Raw genomic sequence first — 23,907 nt, 5'->3', positions numbered from 1 at the left:
AAATAGTGGGATTTTTAAATTTACTATACAATCGATTATACTATCAATTTAATACTAGCTTTATAGCATTTAGGTAATTTTATCTTCAATAGTAAAAATTAATTAATTATTTTTATGTACTATGTAGTACATGTATTTATGTGTGTAATAGTGTTTATTGTAAGTAAGAGTTTAATATTCAGCATATACATATACAATGCAAGAGATGAAGATTGTATACATTTAAGTTAGTTGAATTTTTCAGCATATCGTTTAGTGTTATATTAAGCGATATAAAAATAAGTAATGTTAAAAAGATTTTTTTGATGATTTTTAGATAGTGTTTTTGTCAAGAAAAATCAATAAGTTTATAAAATTAAGACAGTGAAAATACAGTAATATGCTAATATTGGTAGCTTAATATAAGATATTGATATTATATGTAATTTGAAAATATATATTCATATGTATGAATACAGTGATGATATAAAGATTATTATTGTTTTGAACAAAAGTTATAGAGCGTTTTGTGATAATGTAAAAGAAGAGTTTAAATAAATAAAAAAATATATTTGCAGAGTGATAGACAATTAATCTACTATATTTTTAGAAGAATAATATTTTCAACTAAAATAAACAAAATATTATTAATTTGAAAAACTATGTTGTATGTAATTAAACAAACGTGAATTTTAATTGTTTAATAAGATTAATTAGCATTAAACTGATTACTACTACTTTGATGACAATAATATAAAAATATATCAACAGGAGGTATAGTATGGCTGTACAGCAAAATAAATCTACTCGTTCTACAAGAGGAATGCGTCGTTCTCATCATGCATTGCGCTCGGTTACTATATCAATAGATCGGGTATCAGGAGAAGTACATCGACGTCATTGTCTTACTTTTGATGGTTTTTATCGTGGACGAAAAATGATTGAGAAATAATTTTTGAAAAACGATATGCAATTGCAACATTTAGTTATTGCATTAGATGCAATGGGTGGTGATTTTGGACCTGTTATGACGGTACCTGCTTCCTTACAAGCGTTGTCTTTATATCCACGGCTCAAATTGTTGCTTGTTGGGAATCCTGATGAAATTTTACCTATCTTATCGGTATCACGATCTATAAGTCTTGATAGGTTAACTGTTATTCCAGCAAAATCGGTAATTGGTGGAGATATTAGGATTGCTCAGGCTATCAGAGTGAGCAAGGATACTTCGATGCGTATAGCTTTAGAGCTTATCAAAGTAGGTCGTGCTCAGGCTTGTGTTAGCGCAGGAAATACAGGCGCCCTTATGGGTTTATCGAAGTTAGTACTTAAGTCTTTAAATGGTATTGAACGCCCGGCTTTAACAACGTTGCTGCCGCATCAAAAACAAGGAAAAACTGTTATTTTAGATTTAGGTGCTAATATATCATGTGATGGCGCAATGTTAGTGCAGTTTGCAATTATGGGTTCGGTATTATCAGAACAAATTTTAGGTATTAGTAATCCAAGAGTAGCCTTATTAAATATTGGATCAGAAGAAACTAAAGGCTTAGATAATATTCGTCACGCTTCAGAGATATTGCATACCGTTTCATCAATACATTATGTTGGTTATATCGAGGCAAATGATTTATTAATGGGAAAAACAGATGTTTTAGTTTGTGATGGATTTATTGGTAATATTACTTTAAAGACTATGGAAGGAGTCATAAGAGTTATTTTATCAACATTGCAATCATCAGGGTCAAGAAAAAAAAATCACCTAAGTTGGTTTATGAAAAGCATTAATTTTTGGGTAAGTAAGTATTTATTTAATCAACTTAATCAATTTAATCCTGATTGGTATAATGGCGCTCATTTAGTAGGTTTAAGAGGTACAGTGATAAAAAGCCATGGAGCAGCCAATCAACGCGCGTTTATTTCCGCGATTACACAAGCAATTCATGCCGTAGAACGAAAAATTCCAGAAAAAATTTCTAATCGATTAAGCGCAGTGTTATCTAAAAATAATAATTAAATATACATGTTTACTAGAATTCTTGGAACAGGGAGTTATTTGCCTCAACGCATTAGATCTAACGTTGTTTTGGAAAAAATGGTAAATACATCGCATGAATGGATTGTTGCCCGTACTGGTATTCAAGAACGGCGCATTTCTAGTTCTGATGAAACTGTTGCTAGAATGGGTTATTTTGCTGCTAAACGAGCTTTAGATATGTCTTGCGTGCATGCTGATAAAGTAGGTATTATTATTGTTGCAACTACATCTTCTAGTCATGCATTTCCTAGTTCAGCGTGTCAAATTCAGCGCGATTTACGTATACGAGATACTATTGCTTTTGACTTATCAGCAGCTTGTTCTGGGTTTGTTTATGCATTAGGTGTGGCAGATCAATATGTTAAAAATGGAAGTGTAGATTATGCTTTAGTTATAGGATCGGATACTTTAAGTCATACTCTAGATCCCAGAGATCGTGGAACGTTGATTTTGTTTGGAGATGGAGCAGGTGCAGTGATACTTGGTCGCTCAAAAACACCAGGTATTATTTCTACTCATTTACATGCAGATGGGCATCATGGGCATTTATTAACTCTTCCTAATTGTAATAGGAAACATCCGGCTGTATCTAATTATTTAACCATGTCTGGAAACAAAGTATTTAAAATAGCCGTGTCTGTTTTATCGCGTGTTATCGATGAAACTCTCAATGTTAACAATTTACATCAAGATGAATTGGATTGGTTAGTACCTCATCAAGCTAATTTACGTATTATTTCTGCTATTGCTAAACGGTTAGATATGGATATGAGAAAAGTAGTAATTACGCTCGATAGGCATGGAAATACATCTGCCGCTTCTGTTCCTTTAGCGTTAGATGAAGCGGTACGCGATGGTCGTATTAAATCGGGTCAATTGGTATTACTAGAGGCATTTGGAGCCGGATTTACCTGGGGCTCAGCGTTATTGCGATTTTAAAAATAAATAAGAGGAATATCAATTATTATGAATACATTAGCTGTAGTATTTCCAGGGCAAGCAGCTCAGCGAGTTGGAATGATTAGAAATCTTGCAGCACATTATCCATTAGTAGAGAAGACTTTTTCTGAAGTATCGGAAGTTTTGAAGTATGATCTATGGAAATTGGTACGGTATGGACCCGTCACAGAATTAAATAAAACTTATCGAGCACAACCAGCTATTTTAACAGCCTCAGTGGCTATTTGGAGAATATGGAAACAGCAGGGAGGTTATATACCAAAGATAATGGCAGGTCATAGTTTAGGAGAGTATACTGCTTTAGTATGCGCAGGAGCTATGGATTTATATTCTGCCGCTAGGTTAGTAATGATACGTGGTATGTTAATGCAAGAAGCAGTGCCTTATGGACGTGGAGCTATGTCTGTAATTATAGGGCTACATGATGATATTGTTTTAGAATTATGTAAAGTAGCGCAACAAGATCAAATTGTTTCTCCCGCTGGTTTTAATGCACCTGAAAATATAGTTATTTCTGGACATAAAGAAGCAGTGGATCGTGTTAATTTATGTTGTAAAAATGCAGGAGCAAAACATATATTTATGTTGCCTATTAGTGTTCCATCGCATTGTGCGTTAATGAAACCAGTAGTTGAAAAATTCAGAAAAGAATTAGAACAAGTGGTGATTACTACTCCTAGTATTCCAGTGGTAAATAATACTGATGTGTATGTTGAATGGGATGCAAGAGCTATTCGTGGCGCATTAATACGGCAATTGTATACTCCGGTGCGTTGGCATGAAATTGTGCAATATTGTATTCATCAAAAAATTAATAGATTTTTAGAAATGGGTCCCGGAAAAATATTAACCGGGTTGATATGTAGTACTGTTAGTAATGTGTTTAGTTTATCAGTAAATGATCCTATTTCTTTATCGAAAGCAATTAAAATTAATTGGAATTAATATATTTGTATAGGAGTATATTTAGGATGAATTTTAATGAAAAAATTGTTTTAGTTACTGGTGCTCGACGCGGGATCGGCCGTGCTATTATAGAAATGTTTGCAATGTGTGGAGCGACTGTAATAGGTACAGCAACCAGTGAGTTAGGTGTTAAAGATATTGATATGTATGTGGGTAAACAGGGAAAAGGGATGAAATTAAATGTCAATGATAAATGTTCTATTGATATTTTTTTGAAAAAGATGCGCCAAGAATTTGGCAATGTTGATATATTGGTAAATAATGCTGGTATCGTTCAAGATAATATTTTGTTACATATGAAGGATGATGAATGGCAATCTGTTATTGATGTAAATTTAACCGCTGCATACCGTATGTCTAAAGCGGTAATAAAATCGATGATAAAAAAACATTATGGTAGAATTATTAATATTGGTTCTGTGGTTGGTATTACAGGTAATGCTGGGCAATCAAATTATTCAGCTGCTAAATCAGGATTGATTGGGTTTACTAAGTCTTTAGCTCGTGAAGTTGCTTCTAGAGGCATTACGGTTAATTTAGTAACGCCAGGATTTATTTGCACAGATATGGTTAAAAAATTAACCGATAAACAAAAAAATGATATTTTATCACAAATACCAGTTAATCGTTTTGGAGATCCAAAAGATGTGGCTCATGCGGTAATTTTTTTAGCTTCTGATTATTCAACGTATATTACCGGGCAGACGATACATATTAATGGAGGAATGTATATGGGATAATATATTTTATGTGAAATATCTTAAAAATGTAATAAAATGAAATATAATTTTTTATCACTGCTAAATGTAGTGTATTCAAATTTTGAAACTATCGTATAAGCATGTCTTAATAGGAAAAACGAGAATATGAATACTATAGAAGAAAAAGTAAAAACAATTATTGCTGAACAATTAGGAGTCAAGAAAGAAGAAGTTGTAAATCATGCTTCATTTGTTGATGATCTTGGAGCTGATTCTCTTGATACTGTTGAATTAGTTATGGCGTTGGAGGAAGAGTTTGATACTGAAATTCCAGATGAAGAAGCTGAAAAAATTACAACTGTTCAGGCGGCAATAGATTTTATTAGCAATAGTCGTAAATAAAATAAGAACAATGCACTATCAGTTGATTCTCTTACTCATATTAGGGCATAAAAATAATTTTATAGTAAGTTATATTTATAACGATAATATACATCGAATTTAATTTGCAAGAGTTACTGTTGTTCACGCAATTGTTTAATAATACGATCGAGTACTGGTTTTATTTAGTTAAAAATTGATTATTTATATATTAATAATTTTAGTATTCACATTGTGATATCAATATATATTGATGAATAATTCTTATAAAAAAGTGAACAATAATTTAATAAATAGTATTAAGAGATATGGATAATAAAATGCTATAACTATGAACCTTTAGTTTATGAATAAAATTGTTAGGATTGATATGATCGTTTTGTTGAATTATAAAATTGGGAATACCGTAAAAGTTAAATGATGATAAAATTAAAGCAAAATTTGTATCTATGGAATATAGGGTTAAAAGATATTAATTATGTATATGTTAATATTGAATGTAGCAATAAATGATTGAGTTGATTGCAGCGCGCACCGTGCAGTACATATAAATAAAATAATGCTTGTTATATTATTTATATGTACTGATGAAAAATTTTTGTGTTGATTGAATTATAATCAGGCAATATTATTAAATATTGATAAATTGAGACGAAAATGTATTGGGTGAATGGAATTTCAAAAAAAAAAATATCATTAAATAATCGTGCTTTACATTTTGGTGACGGGTTTTTTACGACTGCTAAATTACAAAATGGGAAAATAGATTTTTTAGATTGGCATATGAGCAGACTAATGATATCAGCAAAAAGGTTGATGTTTGATAATTTTGATTTTAATCTTGTCCATAAAGAGATGCTACATGCAGCTACATATAGCAACATGTACAGTGTTATTAAGGTAATAATAAGTAGAAACAGCAGTCATAGGTTGTATGGATATCAATGCAATAGTGATATTGAACCGTTACGTATAATTCATGTTAGTCAATTACCAAAATATTACATGCGCTGGATTAGTTCTGGAATCCGTTTAAGAACAAGCGTTGTACGGTTAGCGCGTAATACTTATTTAGCAGGAATAAAGCATCTTAATAGATTAGAACAGGTTATGATTGCGATTTGGATAGTTAAAAATAAAGCAACTGATGAAGCATTAGTTTTAGATACTGATGGAAATGTTGTAGAATGTTGTAGCGCTAATATTTTTTGGCGATATAAACACCAAGTATTTACTCCGTCTTTACGTTATGCTGGTGTTAATGGAATTATGCGTCAGTTGGTGTTAAAATTATTACCGGAATTAGGATATTGTATACGAGAGGTGATGGTTGGACCTGAACATTTAAAAAATGCAAATGAAGTTTTTGTTACAAATTCTTTATTGCCGTTAGCGTCAGTTAACTCAATTGATGATTATCTTTATTCGGATAGAACATTATTTCATTTATTACGTTTTCATATTGTAAATAGATTCATTTAATAACATTTTTAATGTTACGTAAAATAATATGTACAAAATATTTATGATTTTTTGTTGATCATAATCATGTTTTATATAGTTTATTAAAAAATAATTACTTAGTTTTTTGAAATTGATTATTATTAATAGATATCACTATTTATAGTGTTAAAAACGATATTTCATTCCAATTTTACATAAATAATAATAATTATTTTTTAGGATTGATTAGATTTGATTATTTTGGATGTATGAATCTATATATTTTAAAAAATATAATCCAGTATATTAATACATATATATATATTTCAGTTATTAACTGTTTGTATAAATACGCAAATTTTAAGTGACTTTAATATATTTTTTTTAAAATAAGTAAATGAATGATACACAATACCGTGTATAAGGCACGAGATGGACAATAAGTTTATTACAATAGAAGGGTTAGATGGCGCGGGAAAAACTACTATTACTTATAAAATAAGTAAGTACTTATATCAGTATGGTGTCACCAATATATTGACTACGCATGAGCCGGGGGGAACACCAGTTTCAGATGTATTGCGTGCTTTAATCAAATATGGTGGACCTACTGGCGAACCTATTAATAACATATCAGAGTTATTAATGATATATGCCGCGAGACTGCAATTGATAGAGAATGTTATTAAACCAGCTTTGTCGAAAGGTTATTGGGTTATTGGTGATAGATATGATTTATCTTCTCAGGCATATCAAGGGGGAGGAAGAGGCACCGATGCTTTATTACTGCATATTTTATCAGATAAGATCATAAATAATTTATCTCCAGATTTGACATTTTATCTTGATATTTCTCCAGAATTAAGCGTATCTCGTATAAATAACAGAAAAAAATTAGATCGTATTGAACAGGAATCTCTGAGTTTTTTTGATCGCGTACGTGCTTGTTATAAAAAATTAGCTTCTGAAAAAGCGAATATTATAGCAATTGATGCTACCCAAAGTTTAGAAGAAGTTTCTGTATCTATTTATAAACATTTAAATTATTGGTTCTTACGTTCGTAGGAATAAGTTATAATGAGATGGTATCCTTGGTTAGATGTTACTTATAATCAAATATTAAATTCTTATCGCAAAGATAGAGGACATCATTCATTACTTTTAAATAGTAATCGGGATAATGGTGAAGATGCTTTAATTAATGCTATTGTGCGTTGGTTAATTTGTTCTAATCCCGATGAAACTCATCACTGTAATGTTTGTTATGATTGTAGATTAATGAACATAGGGCATCATCCTGATTATTATCAAATAGATTTTGAAAATGATACTCAAACTATAGGTGTAGATATGGTGCGTGTTTGTATTAATTCTATATATCAGCATTCTTGTCGAAACAAAGTAAAAATTATATATATAAAATTTGTAGAACAATTAACTAATCAGGCTATTAATGCGTTATTAACAACACTTGATGAACCCCCAATAAATACTTATTTTTTTTTTAAAACTCGCGATTATATAAGAATACCACTAACATTGCTAAGTCGATGTATGCGATGGCCTATTATATCACCAAAAGAATCGATTGGGTTAGAGTGGTTATTGCAACAACAAGGAGGGGTAAATGATATTTTTTCGGCAAAATGTGCATTACGTTTATGCGACGGAGCTCCTATAGAAGCAGAGGCAATGTTTAAGTTAGGTTTATGGGCTCAACGATTAGAATTATTTAAATCTGTAAATTATGCAATCACAAATGGAGATTTTTTAAAACTTGTACCATTATTTTCAAATTCTTGTCAGAATAATATATACTTATATTGGTTTATTACTATTCTTGTAGATGCATTAAAATGGAAACAAGGAGTAAAAAAAAGATTTATAATAAATTTAGATCAAATAGAATTAATTACTGTTATTACAGCTCATTGGAGTATTTTATCTTTAGGTCGTCAGTTACAACAATGGTTAGTATTATTACGTTATTTTCAAGAATTTATTAACATAGATCGTGAATTATTATTAACTTATCGATTATTAAATTGGGAACAAAATATTGTTGAATCTTGTTTCCACGCATGGAGTATATAATATTATGTTTTTGGTGGACTCTCATTGTCATCTGCATAAATTGAATTATCAAAATGTTCATAAAAACGTTTCGGATGTGTTGAAAAAGGCTAAAAAAAAAGGTATTCGATTAGTTTTATCGGTTAGTCTGACTATGTCAGATTACAATGATATGGTCGAATTAATTGGATATAGAAATGATGTAGTGTTTTCTTGCGGAGTACATCCCACATACGTATGTAATATTGAAAATTTCGATAGCGAGAAATTATACGTTTTGTCTACTAAAAAGAATGTAGTGGCTATAGGAGAAACTGGATTAGATTATTATCATCGATTAGAATTGGATGGTAAAAAAAGACAAAAAGAAGTATTTCAAGCACATATTAGTGTTGCTAGAGCTGCAAAAAAACCGATTATTGTACACAGTCGTGTTTCTTGTAAGGATACTGTCAGTCTTTTATGTTCAGAAAAAGCAGGGGAGTGCGGTGGTGTATTACATTGCTTTAGCGAAGATATAGATACCGCAAGATTGCTATTAGATCTTAATTTTTATATATCTTTTTCTGGAATGATAACGTTTACTAGCTCTTTTATGATGAAAGAAATAATAAAATATGTGCCTTCCGACCGAATCTTATTAGAGACTGATTCTCCTTATTTAACTCCAGTTCCGCATAGAGGAAAAGAGAATCAACCTGCTTATATACATGAGATTGCCGCATATGTAGCGCTTGTAAAAAATATAAATATCGATGAATTAGCTCGCATCACTACGTCGAATTTTCGTACTTTGTTTCATTTAGAATAAAAATATAATTACATATGTATACACATATGTATAGATAAATTATTTTTTTTTGTATTCTGTCGAAGGTTAATAGTGTACTATTAATATTATATTGAATTATAATTCAATATAATATTGGAATTAATTTGTAAATAATTATAAAATAAATATAAGAGAGAGTATCTGAAGATATATATAGATTGTAGTGTTTATATTTTGTTGTTTTAAGAGTAAGATGTTGATTGATGTATTTAAAAAAATATTGTAGGATTTACGTGATTTTTAGAAATAGGATAAGTTATGAAAAAAAACAATATTTTTACAGATATTATTGCAAAGAAAGTGAAAGTTGATCTTTTGTATCAAGATGAGTTAGTTACTGCATTTTGCGATTTAAATCCTAAAGCGCCTATTCATGTATTAATTGTGCCTAATATTTTAATTCCTACTGTTAATCATGCAACAACTCATGATGAAATAACATTAGGCAGATTATTTATAGTGGCGGCAAAGATTGCTAAAAAAAAGAATATACACTCTTCAGGTTATCGTTTAATAATTAATTGTAACGAGCATTCTGGTCAAGAAATTTATCATCTTCATATGCATTTATTAGGAGGAAAACCTTTGGGTCCTTTGTTACAATAAAAAAAAATAGATGTTGTTTTTATGAATAAAAAGATAATAACCCTGGTTCTTAGTATAATTTATTCGTGTGGCGTAGGGGCTATGCCTGTTTTAAATACAGAACCTGTATTATTAGCGCCATCAGAAATTAATTTAATTAATTGGAAACCAGTTTTATTTAAAATGCTGCAGAATGTATTTTTTTTTGATACCATCGAACGAGACAGTTTATTATTGGTAAATATGGTAAAGAATAATACCAATGGTATTTTGCAGGCTAATAATATTACAAATATTTTGATTTGCTGTATTTCAGAGAATATCAGCAAATATAATGTTATCGATATAAGAACATTGCATTCTGTATATAGAAAGTTAGGTGTGTTTCCGGAAGGTAATAGAAATTCTTATAATTTTTCTATGAAAATTGCAAATTATTTAAAAGCGAATTACGTTTTATATAGTATTGCATATGGGGATTCAGAAAAACCAAATTTAGAATTACAATTAATATCAGTTAAAACTGGTGAAATTTTGCGTGTTGTCAGTGGTTCTGTATAAGATGTAAATACTTTTTAATAATTACTAAAATAGTGATGATTTAAAGATTTTTTTTTGAAAGATTTAAAAGTATGATGTTTTAAAAAATTACGAAATTATTAAACTTCAATAAAGTAATCATTGTCTAATGCTACCGTGTTGCATTTTTTTGTATAAACTGAATTATATTTTAATTAATATTATATGTAGGCAAATTAAAAACGGGTGTTATTTAGATATTTATGAGGTAATCTAAACAAATATTAATGTATCGATCAGCTATATTGTTTATTGCGCTGCGTTATATTTTGGGAAAATCGAGAGATCAATTTGGGAGGTATATTTATTGGATCTCAAGTTTTGCAATTATGCTAGGTGTAATGGCCATAATAATTGTATTATCAGTTATGAATGGTTTAGAGCGTGAGTTAAAAGACAATCTTCTTAATTTTATACCTCATGCGCTGCTTACTACTTCAAAAGGATATGTACACATTAAGAATAAACCAAACGCAGTATTACATAAATTAAGCAATGTAATGTATGTGCAGCCGTTGGTTCTTTCTAACATAATATTACAAAGTTCTAAAAAGGTGTCATTTGGAGTTATGTTAGGAATCGACCCAAATTGTTTTGATCTATCATATGGTTATTTAATAAATAAAAATGCAAATCAATTGGTTTTGGGAAAATATTATATAATTCTTGGATCAGAATTAGCGAAACAACTTAGAGTACATATAAATGATAAAATTCGTTTGATTATTCCTTCTGTTATGCAGATTACTCCTATTGGTCATATTCCGAGTCAACGATTGTTTACAGTATTAGATATTTACTGTACTAGCAGTGAAATTGATTCTTATCAAGTATTAGTGCATCAATCAGATGCTTCTGCGTTAATGCGCTATCCATCACAATGTGTTACCGGGTGGCGGTTATGGCTGCGGGAGCCTTTTACACTTAATAATCACAATCAACAACAATTACGGTTATATAAAGATTGGATTTGGAGGGATTGGAGAGAATATAAGGGATCTTTGTTTCAAGCGATGCAAATGGAAAAAAATGTAATGTCTTTGCTATTAGGTTTAATTATAATAGCTGCAGGTTTTAATATTATTTCTTTTTTAGTGTTATTAATATTGGAAAAAAAAACAGAAATTGCGATACTACAAACATATGGTGTGACTCGTCTACAAATTGTATTGCTTTTTATGATTCAGGGAGTTAGTAATGGTATTTTTGGTATTATATTAGGAACAGGATTAGGAGTGTTGTTGTCTAATAAATTGAATGAAATATTATTATTTTTAAAAATATTTCCAGACACGATCTGGTTACCTGTAGAAATAAAATGTTCTCAAATATTAATTATAATGTTTACAACGTTTATTATAATCTTACTAGCTACGTTGTACCCATCTTGGCGTGCAACTTATTTCCATCCTGCAAAAATTTTACGTCATGGTTGATATTCCATTATTGCATTGTATTAGATTAACGAAATATTATCAACGTGCTCATTTTTTAATTAAAGTACTAGATTGTATTAATTTAGGTATAAAACCTAATGAAGTTATTGCTGTCGTGGGGGCATCTGGATCTGGTAAAAGCACATTGTTACATTTGCTTGGAGGATTAGATAAACCAAGTGAAGGAGAAATATTTTTTGAGGGTCATGCGTTACATAAGTTATCTGATAATATGCGAGCTATGATACGTAATAGACGTTTAGGTTTTATTTATCAATTTCATCATTTATTATTAGATTTTAATGTTTTAGAAAATGTGGCTATGCCTTTGTTGATCGGAGGTGTTAAGTTTAATCAAGCAAAAAGTAAGGCGGAACGTATATTAGAGTCAGTTGGATTAAAAAATCATATTTATTCTTTTCCACAAGAATTATCTGGAGGAGAAAGCCAGCGAGTTACTATAGCCCGAGCTATAGTAAATAACCCAGCTTTAGTATTAGCTGACGAACCCACTGGTAATTTAGACCGAAGAAATTCAAATATTATTTTTCAATTATTAAAGACATTAAATATACATTATGGTACAGCTTTTGTAATCGCAACGCATGATTTAGGTTTAGCTAAACAATGTCATAAAATATTAACGATATCTGATGGTAAAATAACACTGATATAGGATGATTCGTTTAGGTAATTATTTAAAAATGATATTATCATTACAAATTGCATTAAAATTTCATCGGGGTTCTAGAAGTAATATTTTAATATCTTTAATGTCATTGATTTCTGTTATTAGTATTACTATAGGAATAGCTATATCTATAATCGCATTAAGTACAATGAATGGTTTTAAATATGAATTAAGTAATCGTATTTTAGCAGTTATTCCGCATGGAGAAATCGAGCCAATAAGCGCTCCTTTTATTGATTGGCAAACAGTATTAACGTATGTTCGTAAGATACCAGATATTATTCAAGCAAGTCCTTATATTAATTTTTCTGGAGTTGTCGAATATAATAATAAATGGCATGTAGCTTATATTAGAAGCATAGATTTAACGCAAAACATACATGAAAATGCATTGCTTAATTTTATAGAGAAAGACTCTTGGAAATGTTTTTGTGAAAAAAAGGAACAAATTATTTTAGGAAAAGGAATGTCAGATGTTTTAGGAGTTACAGTAGGCGATTGGATTACTGTTTTAATTGTGCATGATCTTTGTTCAAATAATAAATTATTATCATCTAAAAAAATTCGTTTACAAGTGGCTGGAATATTAAATCTGAATAGTCAATTAGACTATAATATTGCTGTGATGTCTTTATCAGATGCGCAATATTATTGTGATAAAACATCAGATATTGCAGGAATAGCTATTAAAACTAATGATATTTTTTGTATTGATAGAATAATACATAAAATTGAAAGAATATCGAATCATCAGGTTTGGGTGAAAAGTTGGATGGATACTTATGGGTATATTTACAAAGATATTCAAATGGTTCGCATGATTATATATTTATCAATGATATTAATCATAGGTATTTCTTGTTTTAATGTAGTTGCCACGTTAATTTTATCAATAAAAAATAAAAATTATGATATTGCGATAATTCGTGCATTAGGCGCAAAAAATATTTCAATTCAATGTGTATTTTTTTGGTATGGATTAATTATTTATATTATTTCTAGTATTATAGGAACTGGGCTAGGTATTTTTATATCTTTTAATTTAACAAGTTTAATTACGCTGTGTAATGATGTGTTAGGAAATAAAATTTTACCAGAAGGAACTTATTTTGTTGATTTTTTACCTGTTAAATTAAATAAGTGGGATATATTATCGGTATTAAGTACAACATTATTACTTGGGTCATTAACTAGTTGGTATGTAGCTTCAAAAACAAGAAAAATTTATTTGTTTAAAATCTTAAAATAATATACAATTGTGATTGTTTCTAGAAGATAAAGTTTTGAATAGCTCGTTTGATGACATGATGCATCATGTCATCAAACGAGCTATTCATGTGAGCACCATGCAAGTATAAATATTATATATTTATAATATGAAAATTTTGAGATTTATATATACCATTTTCAATATCTAATTGATTAACAAATTAATAAAATACAATAATATTGATATATTTATATTATTCATTCCAGAAGTTTATGTGATTATTATATTAGAATATATTTCTATATATTCTAATATGGGGATTTAGTCTGTTTATATGTATAAATTATAATATTAATATCTAATTTGTTACTTTTATAATAACAATTGTAGCGTATTAATGAATAAGACAACTGATGTTTTGTTATTTTTTTTAATATTTATATATTAGTATGAGTCTATTGTGATCAATTAATAATTAATTACAATAGATAATTAGGTCATATTGTTAAATGACCTCGGTGATATCATTTGCCATATCTGCCGCTAAACCTATGTAATCAGCTGGAGTTATTTGTTGTAATCGTATTTTTTCTATTTTTGGTAGTGGTAGTGATTCAATAAAAATCTTTATTTTTTCAGAATTAATGTTTGTATTATTAAAAAATTTTTTCGTACATTCATAAGATTCATGAATATTATGTTTTCGCATTACCGTTTGAATGGCTTCGCTTAATACTAACCAATGTTTATTTAATTCATTCAACACATTTTCGTTATTAACTGTTAATTTTTTTATGCCTTTTAATACACCATGATAGGAGATTAAAGCATACCCCATGGCCATCCCTATATTTCTTAGAACGGTAGAATCGCTTAAATCACGTTGCCAACGTGATATTGGTAATTTAGCGGAAAAATGGTTCAATATAGCATTTGCTAATCCTAAATTTCCTTCAGAATTTTCAAAGTCTATCGGGTTTACTTTATGCGGCATAGTAGAGGATCCAATTGAAGCATGGTTATGGTTTTGTTTAAAATAATTGAGAGCAATATAACCCCATATGTCTCTATTAAAATTTATTAAGATGGTATTAAATCGTGCAATACAATTGGATAGTTCGGCGATATAATCATGAGGTTCTATTTGTGTTGTATAAGGATTCCATTCAATACCTAAAGATATAACAAATTCTTCACTGAATCTGCGCCAATTTATTTCTGGATACGATATCACGTGAGCGTTGTAATTTCCTACAGCGCCATTAATTTTACCTAATATTTTTATTGATTCTAATTGGTGATATTGGCGTATTAATCGGTATGCAATATTAGCCATTTCTTTTCCGATAGTAGAAGGAGACGCAGGTTGCCCATGAGTTCTAGATAACACGGGAATATTTTTATAATTAATACTCATTTTTTTTATTTCGTTAATAATTTGTTTCCAAATAGGTAATAAGATATTTTTTTTAGTGTTAGTTAGCATTAATCCATATGCAAGGTTATTAATATCATCTGAAGTACAAGCAAAATGAATAAATTCTTTTATTTTTTTTAAAGTGGGTAACGTTTTTATCTTTTCTTTTAAAAAATATTCTACTGATTTGAGATCATGATTAGTAATTTTTTCTATTTCTTTAATACGTTTTGCATCTTTAATATTAAAGTTAATTATCAATTTGTTTAAAAAATCACATTCGATTTGTGTAAAAGGTGGTATTTCTTTAATGGCAATGGTATTAGCTAATTTTTTTAACCAATGGATTTCTATTTGAACGCGAAATTTTAATAGACTAAATTCACTAAAAATATTACGTAAAGAATCAGTTTGTTTATAGTAACGACCATCGATAGGAGATATTGCGGTTAAAGACGATAATTTTATCACTTTTTTTCCTTTTACAATTAATTAGATACTTTATATATAAAATTTAAAGATTGAGTTTATCTAAAATACAATATATCTATTTTATAGATTTTTATATATTTTTTATGATGAGAAATTTTATTTTTTATGATCATGGGATATTCAATAAATATTAGCATGCATATAGAGGCATATAACACAATTATAATCAATAATTATTGATTATAATTGTGGGAATGATTTTTTTTGGAATATTTATGCGATTAATTTGCTGGGGAGGGTTAAGTAGTTTTAGTTTTAAATAAATCTTTAAAAAAAATGAGAATATTTGTTTATTACTCAAGTATATATTAAATGTAATAAATGATTTATTATATCTGGTTATGGTATATTTGACATTGTCATCAATAATATTAAAGAGTTTTACAATTTTTTAATATTTATGTTAAAGATGTTATCTTAACGTTAAGAAGCTAAGATAGGAAACCTTTTCATAATAATTCCTCCGCCCAAACAACGTTCTTTTAAATAAAACACTGCTGATTGTCCTGGTGTAATTGCTGATACCGGAGTTTTTAAAATAACTTTAAGAGTGTTATTAAAAAGAGGATATATTTGACACTGGATATCTGGGTGTCTATATCTAGTTTTCACTGTACAATATAAAGGTGATTTAAGCGTGTGTCGTTTTATCCATTGTGTTTGTTCGGTGATGAATGCGATAGACATGAGACACGGATGATTACGTCCCTGTGCCACAATTAATGTATTATTTATTATGTTTTTATCTATTACATACCACGGTTGTCCGTTTCCTTGCTTTACTCCACCTATGTTTAACCCTTTTCTTTGTCCTAAAGTATAAAATGATACGCCATGGTGTGTCCCAATTTTATCTCCATTGGTATTCATGATCACTCCTGGACGTATTGGTATATAATTGCTAATAAAATCCTTGAATTTTCGTTTACCAATAAAACAAATACCGGTTGAGTCTTTTTTGTTTGCTGTAATTAAATTTAATTTTTTAGCAATATTTCTAACTTGTAATTTGTTTAGCGTTCCGACAGGAAATAAACATTGTTTAAGTTGTTGATCACTAAGTGTATATAAAAAATAACTTTGATCTTTATTTAGGTCTGCACCACGTATCAGATAAGTTTCTTGATTTACATTAATACGGCGTACATAATGGCCGGTTGCAATGAAATCTGCGCCTAAGTCTTTAAGTGCAAATTCTAGAAAATATTTAAATTTAATCTCTTTATTGCAAAGTACATCAGGATTAGGAGTGCGCCCGATGCTATATTCTTTTAAAAATACTTGAAATACATTGTCCCAATATTCTTTAGAAAAGTTTATGGTATGTAAATATATACCTAAGTTGTTGCAGACAGAATAAGTATCTAATAGGTCAAATGTTGACGCACAGTGTTCTGTATCATCGTCATCTTCCCAATTTTTCATGAATAATCCTTCTACTTTGTACCCTTGTTGTTGTAATAACCATGCAGATACAGAAGAATCTACGCCACCAGACATTCCAACAACCACTTTTTTTGTACGGTTATGTGACACAATTTATATAAGATGAAAATATAAAATTATTCATACGATAAATGATATTATATCATGATTAATATATCAAGTTTTATATTTTAAAAGACTCGATTATATAAATGTATGTAGAAATGATAATATATTAAGTAATTTATATCATTGATGATTTGATTTTTAAATTTATATAAAATATGAATATTAAAAATATTTATTTGATGTATGCAGATAATAATATATTTGTTTATAAATGATGTTATCATCATAATACTTATTTCAGTAGTTTTAAATGGGAATATATGTTGAAATTAATATATTATCAGTTGATTTGTTTTATATATACATACGTATTAAAAAATCATATTTAATATTTAGATGATGTCCTTCTTATTTAAAATCCCTAGCTCTATAATAAAATATTTAAATTTATTTTTACGTTATCAACGTAAATTGATAATGCTTACTGTTCTTATTAATATGCATAAATTATTTATTATATCGTATTGTATTGATATAGAGTATCACCGTATAAACTTGATTTAATATTTACACATAAAAATAGTATATAATGGTATTATTTTTTTTTGAATGCATATCTACTTATATATATTGATAGAAAGTATTGTTATTTATAATGTAAAAAAATGAGATTTTATTATGACTAAAAATAATATAGAAGTATTGTCTAGCAATTTAGCGCGGTTTATAAAAAAAACAGATAATTTACAAGGATTTATTCAAGTAAGAGCGGCGCATCGTCGTGAACTTATTGATGATTATATCGAATTAATTTCAGATTTAATTCAAGAATTTGGAGAAGCACGTCAGGTAGAGTTAGCGTTAAGACTTGGAGTCACTCAACCAACAGTAGCAAAAATGTTAAAAAAATTGATTGCTTCTTCATTAATCGAGCATAAACGTTATCGTGGAGTATCATTGACAGAACGAGGGAGACGCTTGGCTAATGAAAATCATATACGACATAAAATTGTAAAAACTTTTTTAATAGCTCTAGGTATAAATAGGAAAATTGCTCAAAGGGATGCAGAAGGCATTGAGCATCATGTTAGCCATGAAACATTATTAGCATTCAGTCAATTTTCTAAGCGTTGCAATAGATAACTGGCACTGAATTAACTTGGGTTTTTATTTTATTAAAATAAATATATATAAAAACTTATGTTAGCGGTATCTATGTAATGAATAAAATATTTTGTTGTATATAGCAAAGTCAACATTTTTAATATTTTTAACATAAATTTGAAATACATATTATTTATTGTAATAATAAATGTAAACATGAGTCATTGTTCATTTATTTATATATGCGTGCATATATAAATATGTCCGTATATCTCAATTGTTTCTATTATAAAAAATTAATTTTTCATCTAAAACAGTATCATTTTTGTATAATAATTTTATGAATAAATATACATTTGATCATAAAAATCAGGAGTTTATGAAGATATGTATAATATATTTAATTGCAATTTTGTTTTTAACAACTTGTGCGCAAAAAAATATTGAAGAAAATACTACTCAGACATTATGTGTTAATTCAAAATACAAGATGATTTATTCTCCTAAACGAATTACACCATCTATATACAATGATTATATCCATCGTTGTGCTACAAATTATGGAGTCGATGCTGCTTTGATTAAAGCTATTATCCAAGTAGAATCTAATTACGATCCTGCTGTGATCAGTAAATCTAATGCTGTTGGATTAATGCAGCTTAAAGCGGACACTGCAGGAAGGGATGCTTATCGCTTAAAAGGATGGGAAGGACAACCTAGTATTCACGAATTAAAAAATGCTGTTATTAACATTGATCTTGGTACTGCTTATTTATCTATATTGCAAAAACAATTAGAAGGAATTATTGATTTGAAAACTAAACGTTATGCTATGATTGTTGCTTATGTGAACGGTTTAAATGCGTTATTAAAAACATTTGCTATTGATCGTAATTATGCTTTTAAAAAAATAAACCAACTTAATTCAGAACAATTTTACCAATACATACAATCTCATCATCCATCTAAACAGGCGCAACGTTATTTATCTAAAGTTAATGCTGTGTACGTTGCTCAGAATTAGTTATAGTATAACGTACATTTATATTAATGCTTTATTTTTAACAAAAGTTATATGAGGTTTATCTCACGATGGTTGTGATTTGATAAAAAATATTATTAGTATAATTTTTTATAGTGTGTAATTTTTACGTAATTTTAAAATGAGTAAGTAATATATTTCGCGCAATTATTATTACAATAAATAATAAAAAGTATTAGTATGATATTGGAGTATTGCGAACTGTTTAATTTAGCTGTGTCTAATTGATTGTGATAGTATTGAAAATATAATTATATTTCTGAGTTATGATTGAAAAAACTCATTATTTTTTGTGAGTAAACTGTGTATTAAATGTTCTAGATAATATATAAATCTAATGATTTAAATTGAATTATTATGCATAGATACATATTAAAAATATTTATTTATGAACTAGCTATTTTTATATAGTGATTCTATATTGTTAATAGAAATTATGAATAGGTATTATCATATTGATACTAAATTAAAGATAACAATTGTTAATTTTGTAAAAGCTGTTTTATAGAGCTAGTACTTATTAAGACTGTAAGCGTTGTAAATGATTTAATGGTATTAAATAAAAAATGTAATATTGCCTAATGAATGGTTGTGGACTATATATTGATGTTTTTTTTAAATTTTGATAAAAATAAGGTCAAATCAGTTTGATTGATTTCTTTAAAAAATTTATAAATAAGTTCTTTAATTACAAGAGTGTTTCTAGTTTCAATAAAATATGAAGAGATTATATTTGATTTCTTTGAATGAGTTATTAGTAATTATTTGATAATACAGCATGATAATGAGGTATCATTAAAGCAAAACATAGTTTTTAACGCATAATAGCATAACAATTATTATCTTAGAGTTGAGCTGTGATAGTGTGAAATTTTATCTAAGTGGATTTTTTATATGGTTTTTATTATGTGATTTCGGTACATTGTATAGTACAGTTATTGCATTCAATTCCTAATTCTGAATGAAAAGCGCAAATGTTGCATGAATTTATTTCTTTGCAACAATATAATTTAATATGATCTTTTTTAGTATATAAGTATACAAAACCGATACTGAGTAATATTACAGCCATTATTGTTAAAGTAATCATATATTTTATGTAAGCTTTTATATTTAGCAGGATAGGAGATGATAAGTTATTGTTTTGATCTGTTGTTTTGTGCAAGAGAGAGGATACACATGGTTTATCTTCGTTTATTTTTTCTATAGTCAATTGATCATTTAGTTTTAATCCACGTTTAGGAATAGTTATAATGGATGACGCATCTAATCCAAAAGAAGTAAAAGTTTTTCGTATTAAACTAATTTGTTGATTTAAGTTGCCGTTAGATGGCTCAAGACCATAAGCCCTCCAGACAATTGAAAACAAATGTTCTCGAGTGACTAGCGCAAAAATATCAACATTACGTCGTTTAATAAGCTCCTCTAATACACGTCCAGCGGAATTAGATAATTTTACTGATGTATTAGAATCACTTAGTGATGTCAGAATATATTCTGTAGTATCAAATATTATAGTTGATTGAATGACATATTTCATTGAGTTACTCTATATGAACTATACATGGACACAGTAACATTCGTGCTAGTTGTCTATATAAGATCTAAATAATATAATTTTTTAATTAAAATATATAAATATTATAAAAATATTGTTATTATGGAGACTATATTACTGTAATTTTTTAATTCTACTATTCTAGACTGCGATAATTCTACAATTTATTTTTAGATAGTATAATAACACACCCTAAAAATCTAGCATATTAGTATTGCATATTGCTCGAAGTAATATAACAATAATAATATTATTATTATATATTAATATGCCGATGATATGTCAATTGTCAATTTATTTTGATACTAAATTAAATCAGATGTTTTAATTAAACTTTAGTGAAACATAGGACAACAAGTATTTCGATTTGTTAATTTTTAGAATAAGTATTTTTAGTCTAATATATATATATATATTAAGCATCATGATAAAAATAAATCATTTAAAACTGTGTATTTCATTGGTTAATGATGTGCAGTTGCGCTTGATATTGTTAGTGTTATCTATGTATCTGATTTATTTCTAAAAATAAATCAGTTTCTAGTATATATATAGTGGTTGTGATATAAGTATTGTGAAAAAAATTTAATAGTCACGAGCATACATATGGCATATAGTATATTTTTTAATAATTTTAGAGTGTTAGTGCAGATACTGTTGTTTTTAACATGTTTTGTATTAATTGTATGCATTTTTAACAACTCTCAAGCTAATTCAGATGACGTGTCTGATAGTAATAAACCTAACGATACCTCGATATCTATATTTAGTGAGACAGAAAAATTATCTGTATTATTTCAAAACACATCACATAATGACGTGATAACTGTTATTTCCGAAAAAAATTCCCCATTGATTTTTACTGATTCTCCGGTAATATCTTTGCAGTCATTGTATGCAGCTGATATTTCTGATTATTTAAAAGATATTACTGGGTTTACTGCTATTCGCAATGGAGGAGTAAATAGCGAACCAGTGTTTCGAGGAATGTTTGGATCCCGGATACGTATTTTGATGGATAACGGTGAAATACTTGGTGCGTGTTTTTCTCATATGGATCCTGTTAGTGCTTATATTTCTCCGGGTAATTTTGATATTTTAAATATTATTAAAGGTCCTCAGACAGTATTATGGGGTCCTGTAACATCTGTAGGAACATTACAATTTGAAAGGTATCATCCTCGTTTTGATCGATCAAAAATTAAATTACGTAGTAATCTAACAATCGGTTCAAATAATAAAACAGAAAGAAATATAGACAGCATTGCAGGGAATGAATATGGCTATCTTAGATTAATAGGAAACATTTCCTGTTCTGATGATTATTATGATGGCAATAAACACCAGGTATATTCTGCATGGTATAAATGGAACGCTGATGCGATTTTATCATTCAACCTTAATACAGATACATATTTAGAAATCAGTTTGGGACAGGGAAATGGTAATGCAAATTATGCTGCGCGATTCATGGATGGGTTATGTTTTGCTAGAGAAAGTTATGGAATGAAAATAGAAACCACAGATATCAGCAAAACATTAGAAAAAATTGAATTACAAGCTTGGTATAATTATGTAAACCATATTATGGTAGATAATATCATATCTTATATTGCAAAATCATCTATTAAAAAATGTTGTAGTTTTAATGATAATGTTAATAACAATGTTGATCGGTTAATATGGGGTGTCCGCGGTATTACTGTATCTCAATGGGATAATATCAAATGTTATAGTGGTGCAGATATACAAATCAATAAACATAGAGAACACGCGCAATCCTATTCTAATTGGAAAACAGATGTTGGTTCTCAAGATACTGGTATATTTACCGAATTGATTGTTGATATATTATCAAATAGAAGATTAATTGGAGGCACACGGTTAGAATACAGTGTAATTAATTTTAATAAATGTTCTAAATATAAAATACATAGTACAGCATATCCTGCCGGATTTATACGTTATGAAGATAATGTTGATCCGGGTTTGTCGTATTATGTTGGTGTTGGCACAAGTTTTCGTTTTCCTGATTATTGGGAATTATTTTATACTGGAACTAATAAAAACATTAATATAGAAGACGATATTTTTCAATTGAAACCTGAAAAATCCGTACAAATAGATATAGGAGCGCATTTTCAGTATTCACAGATAAACGGATGGATATCGTCTTATGCTGGGTATGTTAAAGATTTTATTTTATGTAATTATAATAATGATGGCATGACACAAGATGGCATTAGTGACACAGAGAATATTCATGCTAAAATATGCGGAGCTGAAGTAGGATTAAATTACCAATTTAATGACCATTGGCGTACTGAAAGTAATGTCGCATGGGCTTGGGGATTTAATATCGATGATAATTGTATTTTACCTAAAATTCCTCCATTAGAGGGTAAAATTACATGTCAATGGACACAAGGATACTATAGTATAGTTGCTTTGTGGAGATTTGTATTGGCTCAGTCTACCAATAATGCATTGTCGATGATACCGGTGACGTCACCACTGTCTTCTGTTTCTCCTAGATGTATGCTGTTACATACAGATGTGAACTATAACCCAGGATTTGGAATATTATCTACGCATTTAGCATGGACAAAATCTCAATTTTATAAATTTAGTGTTGGTATAGACAATATTTTCAATCATAGTTATAGAGAATCCTTAAATTCATATGTCCATAAACGACTTGGATATCCTGATGGTACATTAATTTACGAACCAGGGCGTACTTGGTGGGTTAAAGTAGGGGTAGTATTGTAAATAAAAAGTAAATAAAAATATTGGTGACATTATATATTATATATATAATCATGTAATTAGATGAAAATATAGATAAGATGACCAATCAGTGTTACTTTAAATTTAAAAGCATAGGTTTATGTGGTAGTGTTTCTTAAAGGATATATATAATATA

The 23,907-nt window shown here is 28.6% G+C and carries 21 protein-coding genes; 18 read left to right on the top strand and 3 right to left on the bottom strand.

Annotated features, from left to right (window positions below):
• The first annotated feature begins 760 nt into the window (after positions 1-760).
• The 15 genes from rpmF to lolE all read left to right on the top strand — a co-directional run bounded on the left by rpmF (position 761) and on the right by lolE (position 13,913).
• A complete protein-coding gene (gene rpmF / locus Bamer462_RS02105; protein WP_500837480.1) occupies positions 761-931 on the top strand; it encodes a 50S ribosomal protein L32 in 171 nt (56 codons plus the stop codon).
• Between the two features lie 21 nt (positions 932-952).
• Positions 953-1,996: a phosphate acyltransferase PlsX gene (gene plsX / locus Bamer462_RS02100; protein WP_500837994.1), complete on the top strand. Its 1,044-nt coding sequence runs from the start codon at positions 953-955 to the stop codon at positions 1,994-1,996.
• Positions 1,997-2,002: 6 nt separating this feature from the next.
• Entirely contained in the window at positions 2,003-2,956 is a 954-nt protein-coding gene (locus tag Bamer462_RS02095; protein ID WP_500837479.1) for a beta-ketoacyl-ACP synthase III, read from the top strand.
• A 27-nt stretch (positions 2,957-2,983) separates the two neighbouring features.
• A complete protein-coding gene (fabD, locus tag Bamer462_RS02090) occupies positions 2,984-3,922 on the top strand; it encodes an ACP S-malonyltransferase (protein ID WP_500837478.1) in 939 nt (312 codons plus the stop codon).
• Positions 3,923-3,948: 26 nt separating this feature from the next.
• Positions 3,949-4,683, top strand: a complete 735-nt coding sequence (gene fabG / locus Bamer462_RS02085) for a 3-oxoacyl-ACP reductase FabG (protein WP_500837477.1) — start codon at positions 3,949-3,951, stop codon at positions 4,681-4,683.
• 126 nt (positions 4,684-4,809) lie between these two features.
• Entirely contained in the window at positions 4,810-5,046 is a 237-nt protein-coding gene (acpP, locus tag Bamer462_RS02080; protein ID WP_500837476.1) for an acyl carrier protein, read from the top strand.
• Positions 5,047-5,682: 636 nt separating this feature from the next.
• Positions 5,683-6,507, top strand: coding sequence for an aminodeoxychorismate lyase (gene pabC / locus Bamer462_RS02075; protein WP_500837475.1), 825 nt, complete (start codon positions 5,683-5,685; stop codon positions 6,505-6,507).
• Between the two features lie 393 nt (positions 6,508-6,900).
• On the top strand, positions 6,901-7,533 hold the full coding sequence (gene tmk, locus Bamer462_RS02070) for a dTMP kinase (RefSeq protein WP_500837474.1): 633 nt from the start codon (positions 6,901-6,903) through the stop codon (positions 7,531-7,533).
• Positions 7,534-7,545: 12 nt separating this feature from the next.
• Complete coding sequence (locus tag Bamer462_RS02065; RefSeq protein ID WP_500837473.1) at positions 7,546-8,562, top strand: DNA polymerase III delta subunit-related protein; 1,017 nt, start codon at positions 7,546-7,548, stop codon at positions 8,560-8,562.
• Positions 8,563-8,566: 4 nt separating this feature from the next.
• Positions 8,567-9,352 (top strand): YchF/TatD family DNA exonuclease, encoded by a 786-nt coding sequence (locus Bamer462_RS02060; protein WP_500837472.1) that lies wholly within the window; start codon positions 8,567-8,569, stop codon positions 9,350-9,352.
• Between the two features lie 279 nt (positions 9,353-9,631).
• Positions 9,632-9,979 (top strand): HIT domain-containing protein, encoded by a 348-nt coding sequence (locus Bamer462_RS02055; protein WP_500837471.1) that lies wholly within the window; start codon positions 9,632-9,634, stop codon positions 9,977-9,979.
• Between the two features lie 21 nt (positions 9,980-10,000).
• Entirely contained in the window at positions 10,001-10,519 is a 519-nt protein-coding gene (locus tag Bamer462_RS02050; protein ID WP_500837470.1) for an LpoB-related protein, read from the top strand.
• 245 nt (positions 10,520-10,764) lie between these two features.
• Positions 10,765-11,973, top strand: a complete 1,209-nt coding sequence (gene lolC, locus Bamer462_RS02045; protein WP_500837469.1) for a lipoprotein-releasing ABC transporter permease subunit LolC — start codon at positions 10,765-10,767, stop codon at positions 11,971-11,973.
• A complete protein-coding gene (lolD, locus tag Bamer462_RS02040; protein WP_500837468.1) occupies positions 11,966-12,649 on the top strand; it encodes a lipoprotein-releasing ABC transporter ATP-binding protein LolD in 684 nt (227 codons plus the stop codon). The genes lolC and lolD overlap by 8 nt, the downstream gene beginning before the upstream one ends.
• Positions 12,650-12,677: 28 nt before the next feature.
• The gene (gene lolE, locus Bamer462_RS02035) at positions 12,678-13,913 is read left to right on the top strand and encodes a lipoprotein-releasing ABC transporter permease subunit LolE (protein WP_500837467.1); all 1,236 of its coding nucleotides are present in this window, start codon (positions 12,678-12,680) and stop codon (positions 13,911-13,913) included.
• A gap of 466 nt (positions 13,914-14,379) precedes the next feature.
• Here the strand turns inward: lolE and purB are convergent, their stop codons facing one another.
• Together purB and mnmA are read right to left on the bottom strand one after the other, a co-directional pair.
• A complete protein-coding gene (gene purB, locus Bamer462_RS02030) occupies positions 14,380-15,762 on the bottom strand; it encodes an adenylosuccinate lyase (protein WP_500837466.1) in 1,383 nt (460 codons plus the stop codon).
• A gap of 444 nt (positions 15,763-16,206) precedes the next feature.
• Positions 16,207-17,319: a tRNA 2-thiouridine(34) synthase MnmA gene (mnmA, locus tag Bamer462_RS02025; RefSeq protein ID WP_500837465.1), complete on the bottom strand. Its 1,113-nt coding sequence runs from the start codon at positions 17,317-17,319 to the stop codon at positions 16,207-16,209.
• 636 nt (positions 17,320-17,955) lie between these two features.
• Here mnmA and mntR point away from each other — a divergent pair.
• Together mntR and Bamer462_RS02015 are read left to right on the top strand one after the other, a co-directional pair.
• Positions 17,956-18,420, top strand: a complete 465-nt coding sequence (mntR, locus tag Bamer462_RS02020; RefSeq protein WP_500837464.1) for a manganese-binding transcriptional regulator MntR — start codon at positions 17,956-17,958, stop codon at positions 18,418-18,420.
• Between the two features lie 340 nt (positions 18,421-18,760).
• Entirely contained in the window at positions 18,761-19,405 is a 645-nt protein-coding gene (locus Bamer462_RS02015) for a transglycosylase SLT domain-containing protein (RefSeq protein ID WP_500837993.1), read from the top strand.
• 922 nt (positions 19,406-20,327) lie between these two features.
• Here Bamer462_RS02015 and Bamer462_RS02010 read toward each other — a convergent pair.
• On the bottom strand, positions 20,328-20,963 hold the full coding sequence (locus Bamer462_RS02010; protein ID WP_500837463.1) for a winged helix-turn-helix domain-containing protein: 636 nt from the start codon (positions 20,961-20,963) through the stop codon (positions 20,328-20,330).
• 741 nt (positions 20,964-21,704) lie between these two features.
• On the opposite strand from Bamer462_RS02010, the gene Bamer462_RS02005 reads away from it, so the two are divergent.
• Positions 21,705-23,753: a TonB-dependent copper receptor gene (locus Bamer462_RS02005; protein WP_500837462.1), complete on the top strand. Its 2,049-nt coding sequence runs from the start codon at positions 21,705-21,707 to the stop codon at positions 23,751-23,753.
• The last annotated feature ends 154 nt before the right edge of the window (positions 23,754-23,907 follow it).

It is taken from the genome of Candidatus Blochmannia americanus (nom. nud.) (assembly GCF_059934915.1).
This window is presented reverse-complemented; position numbering and strand designations above follow the sequence as displayed.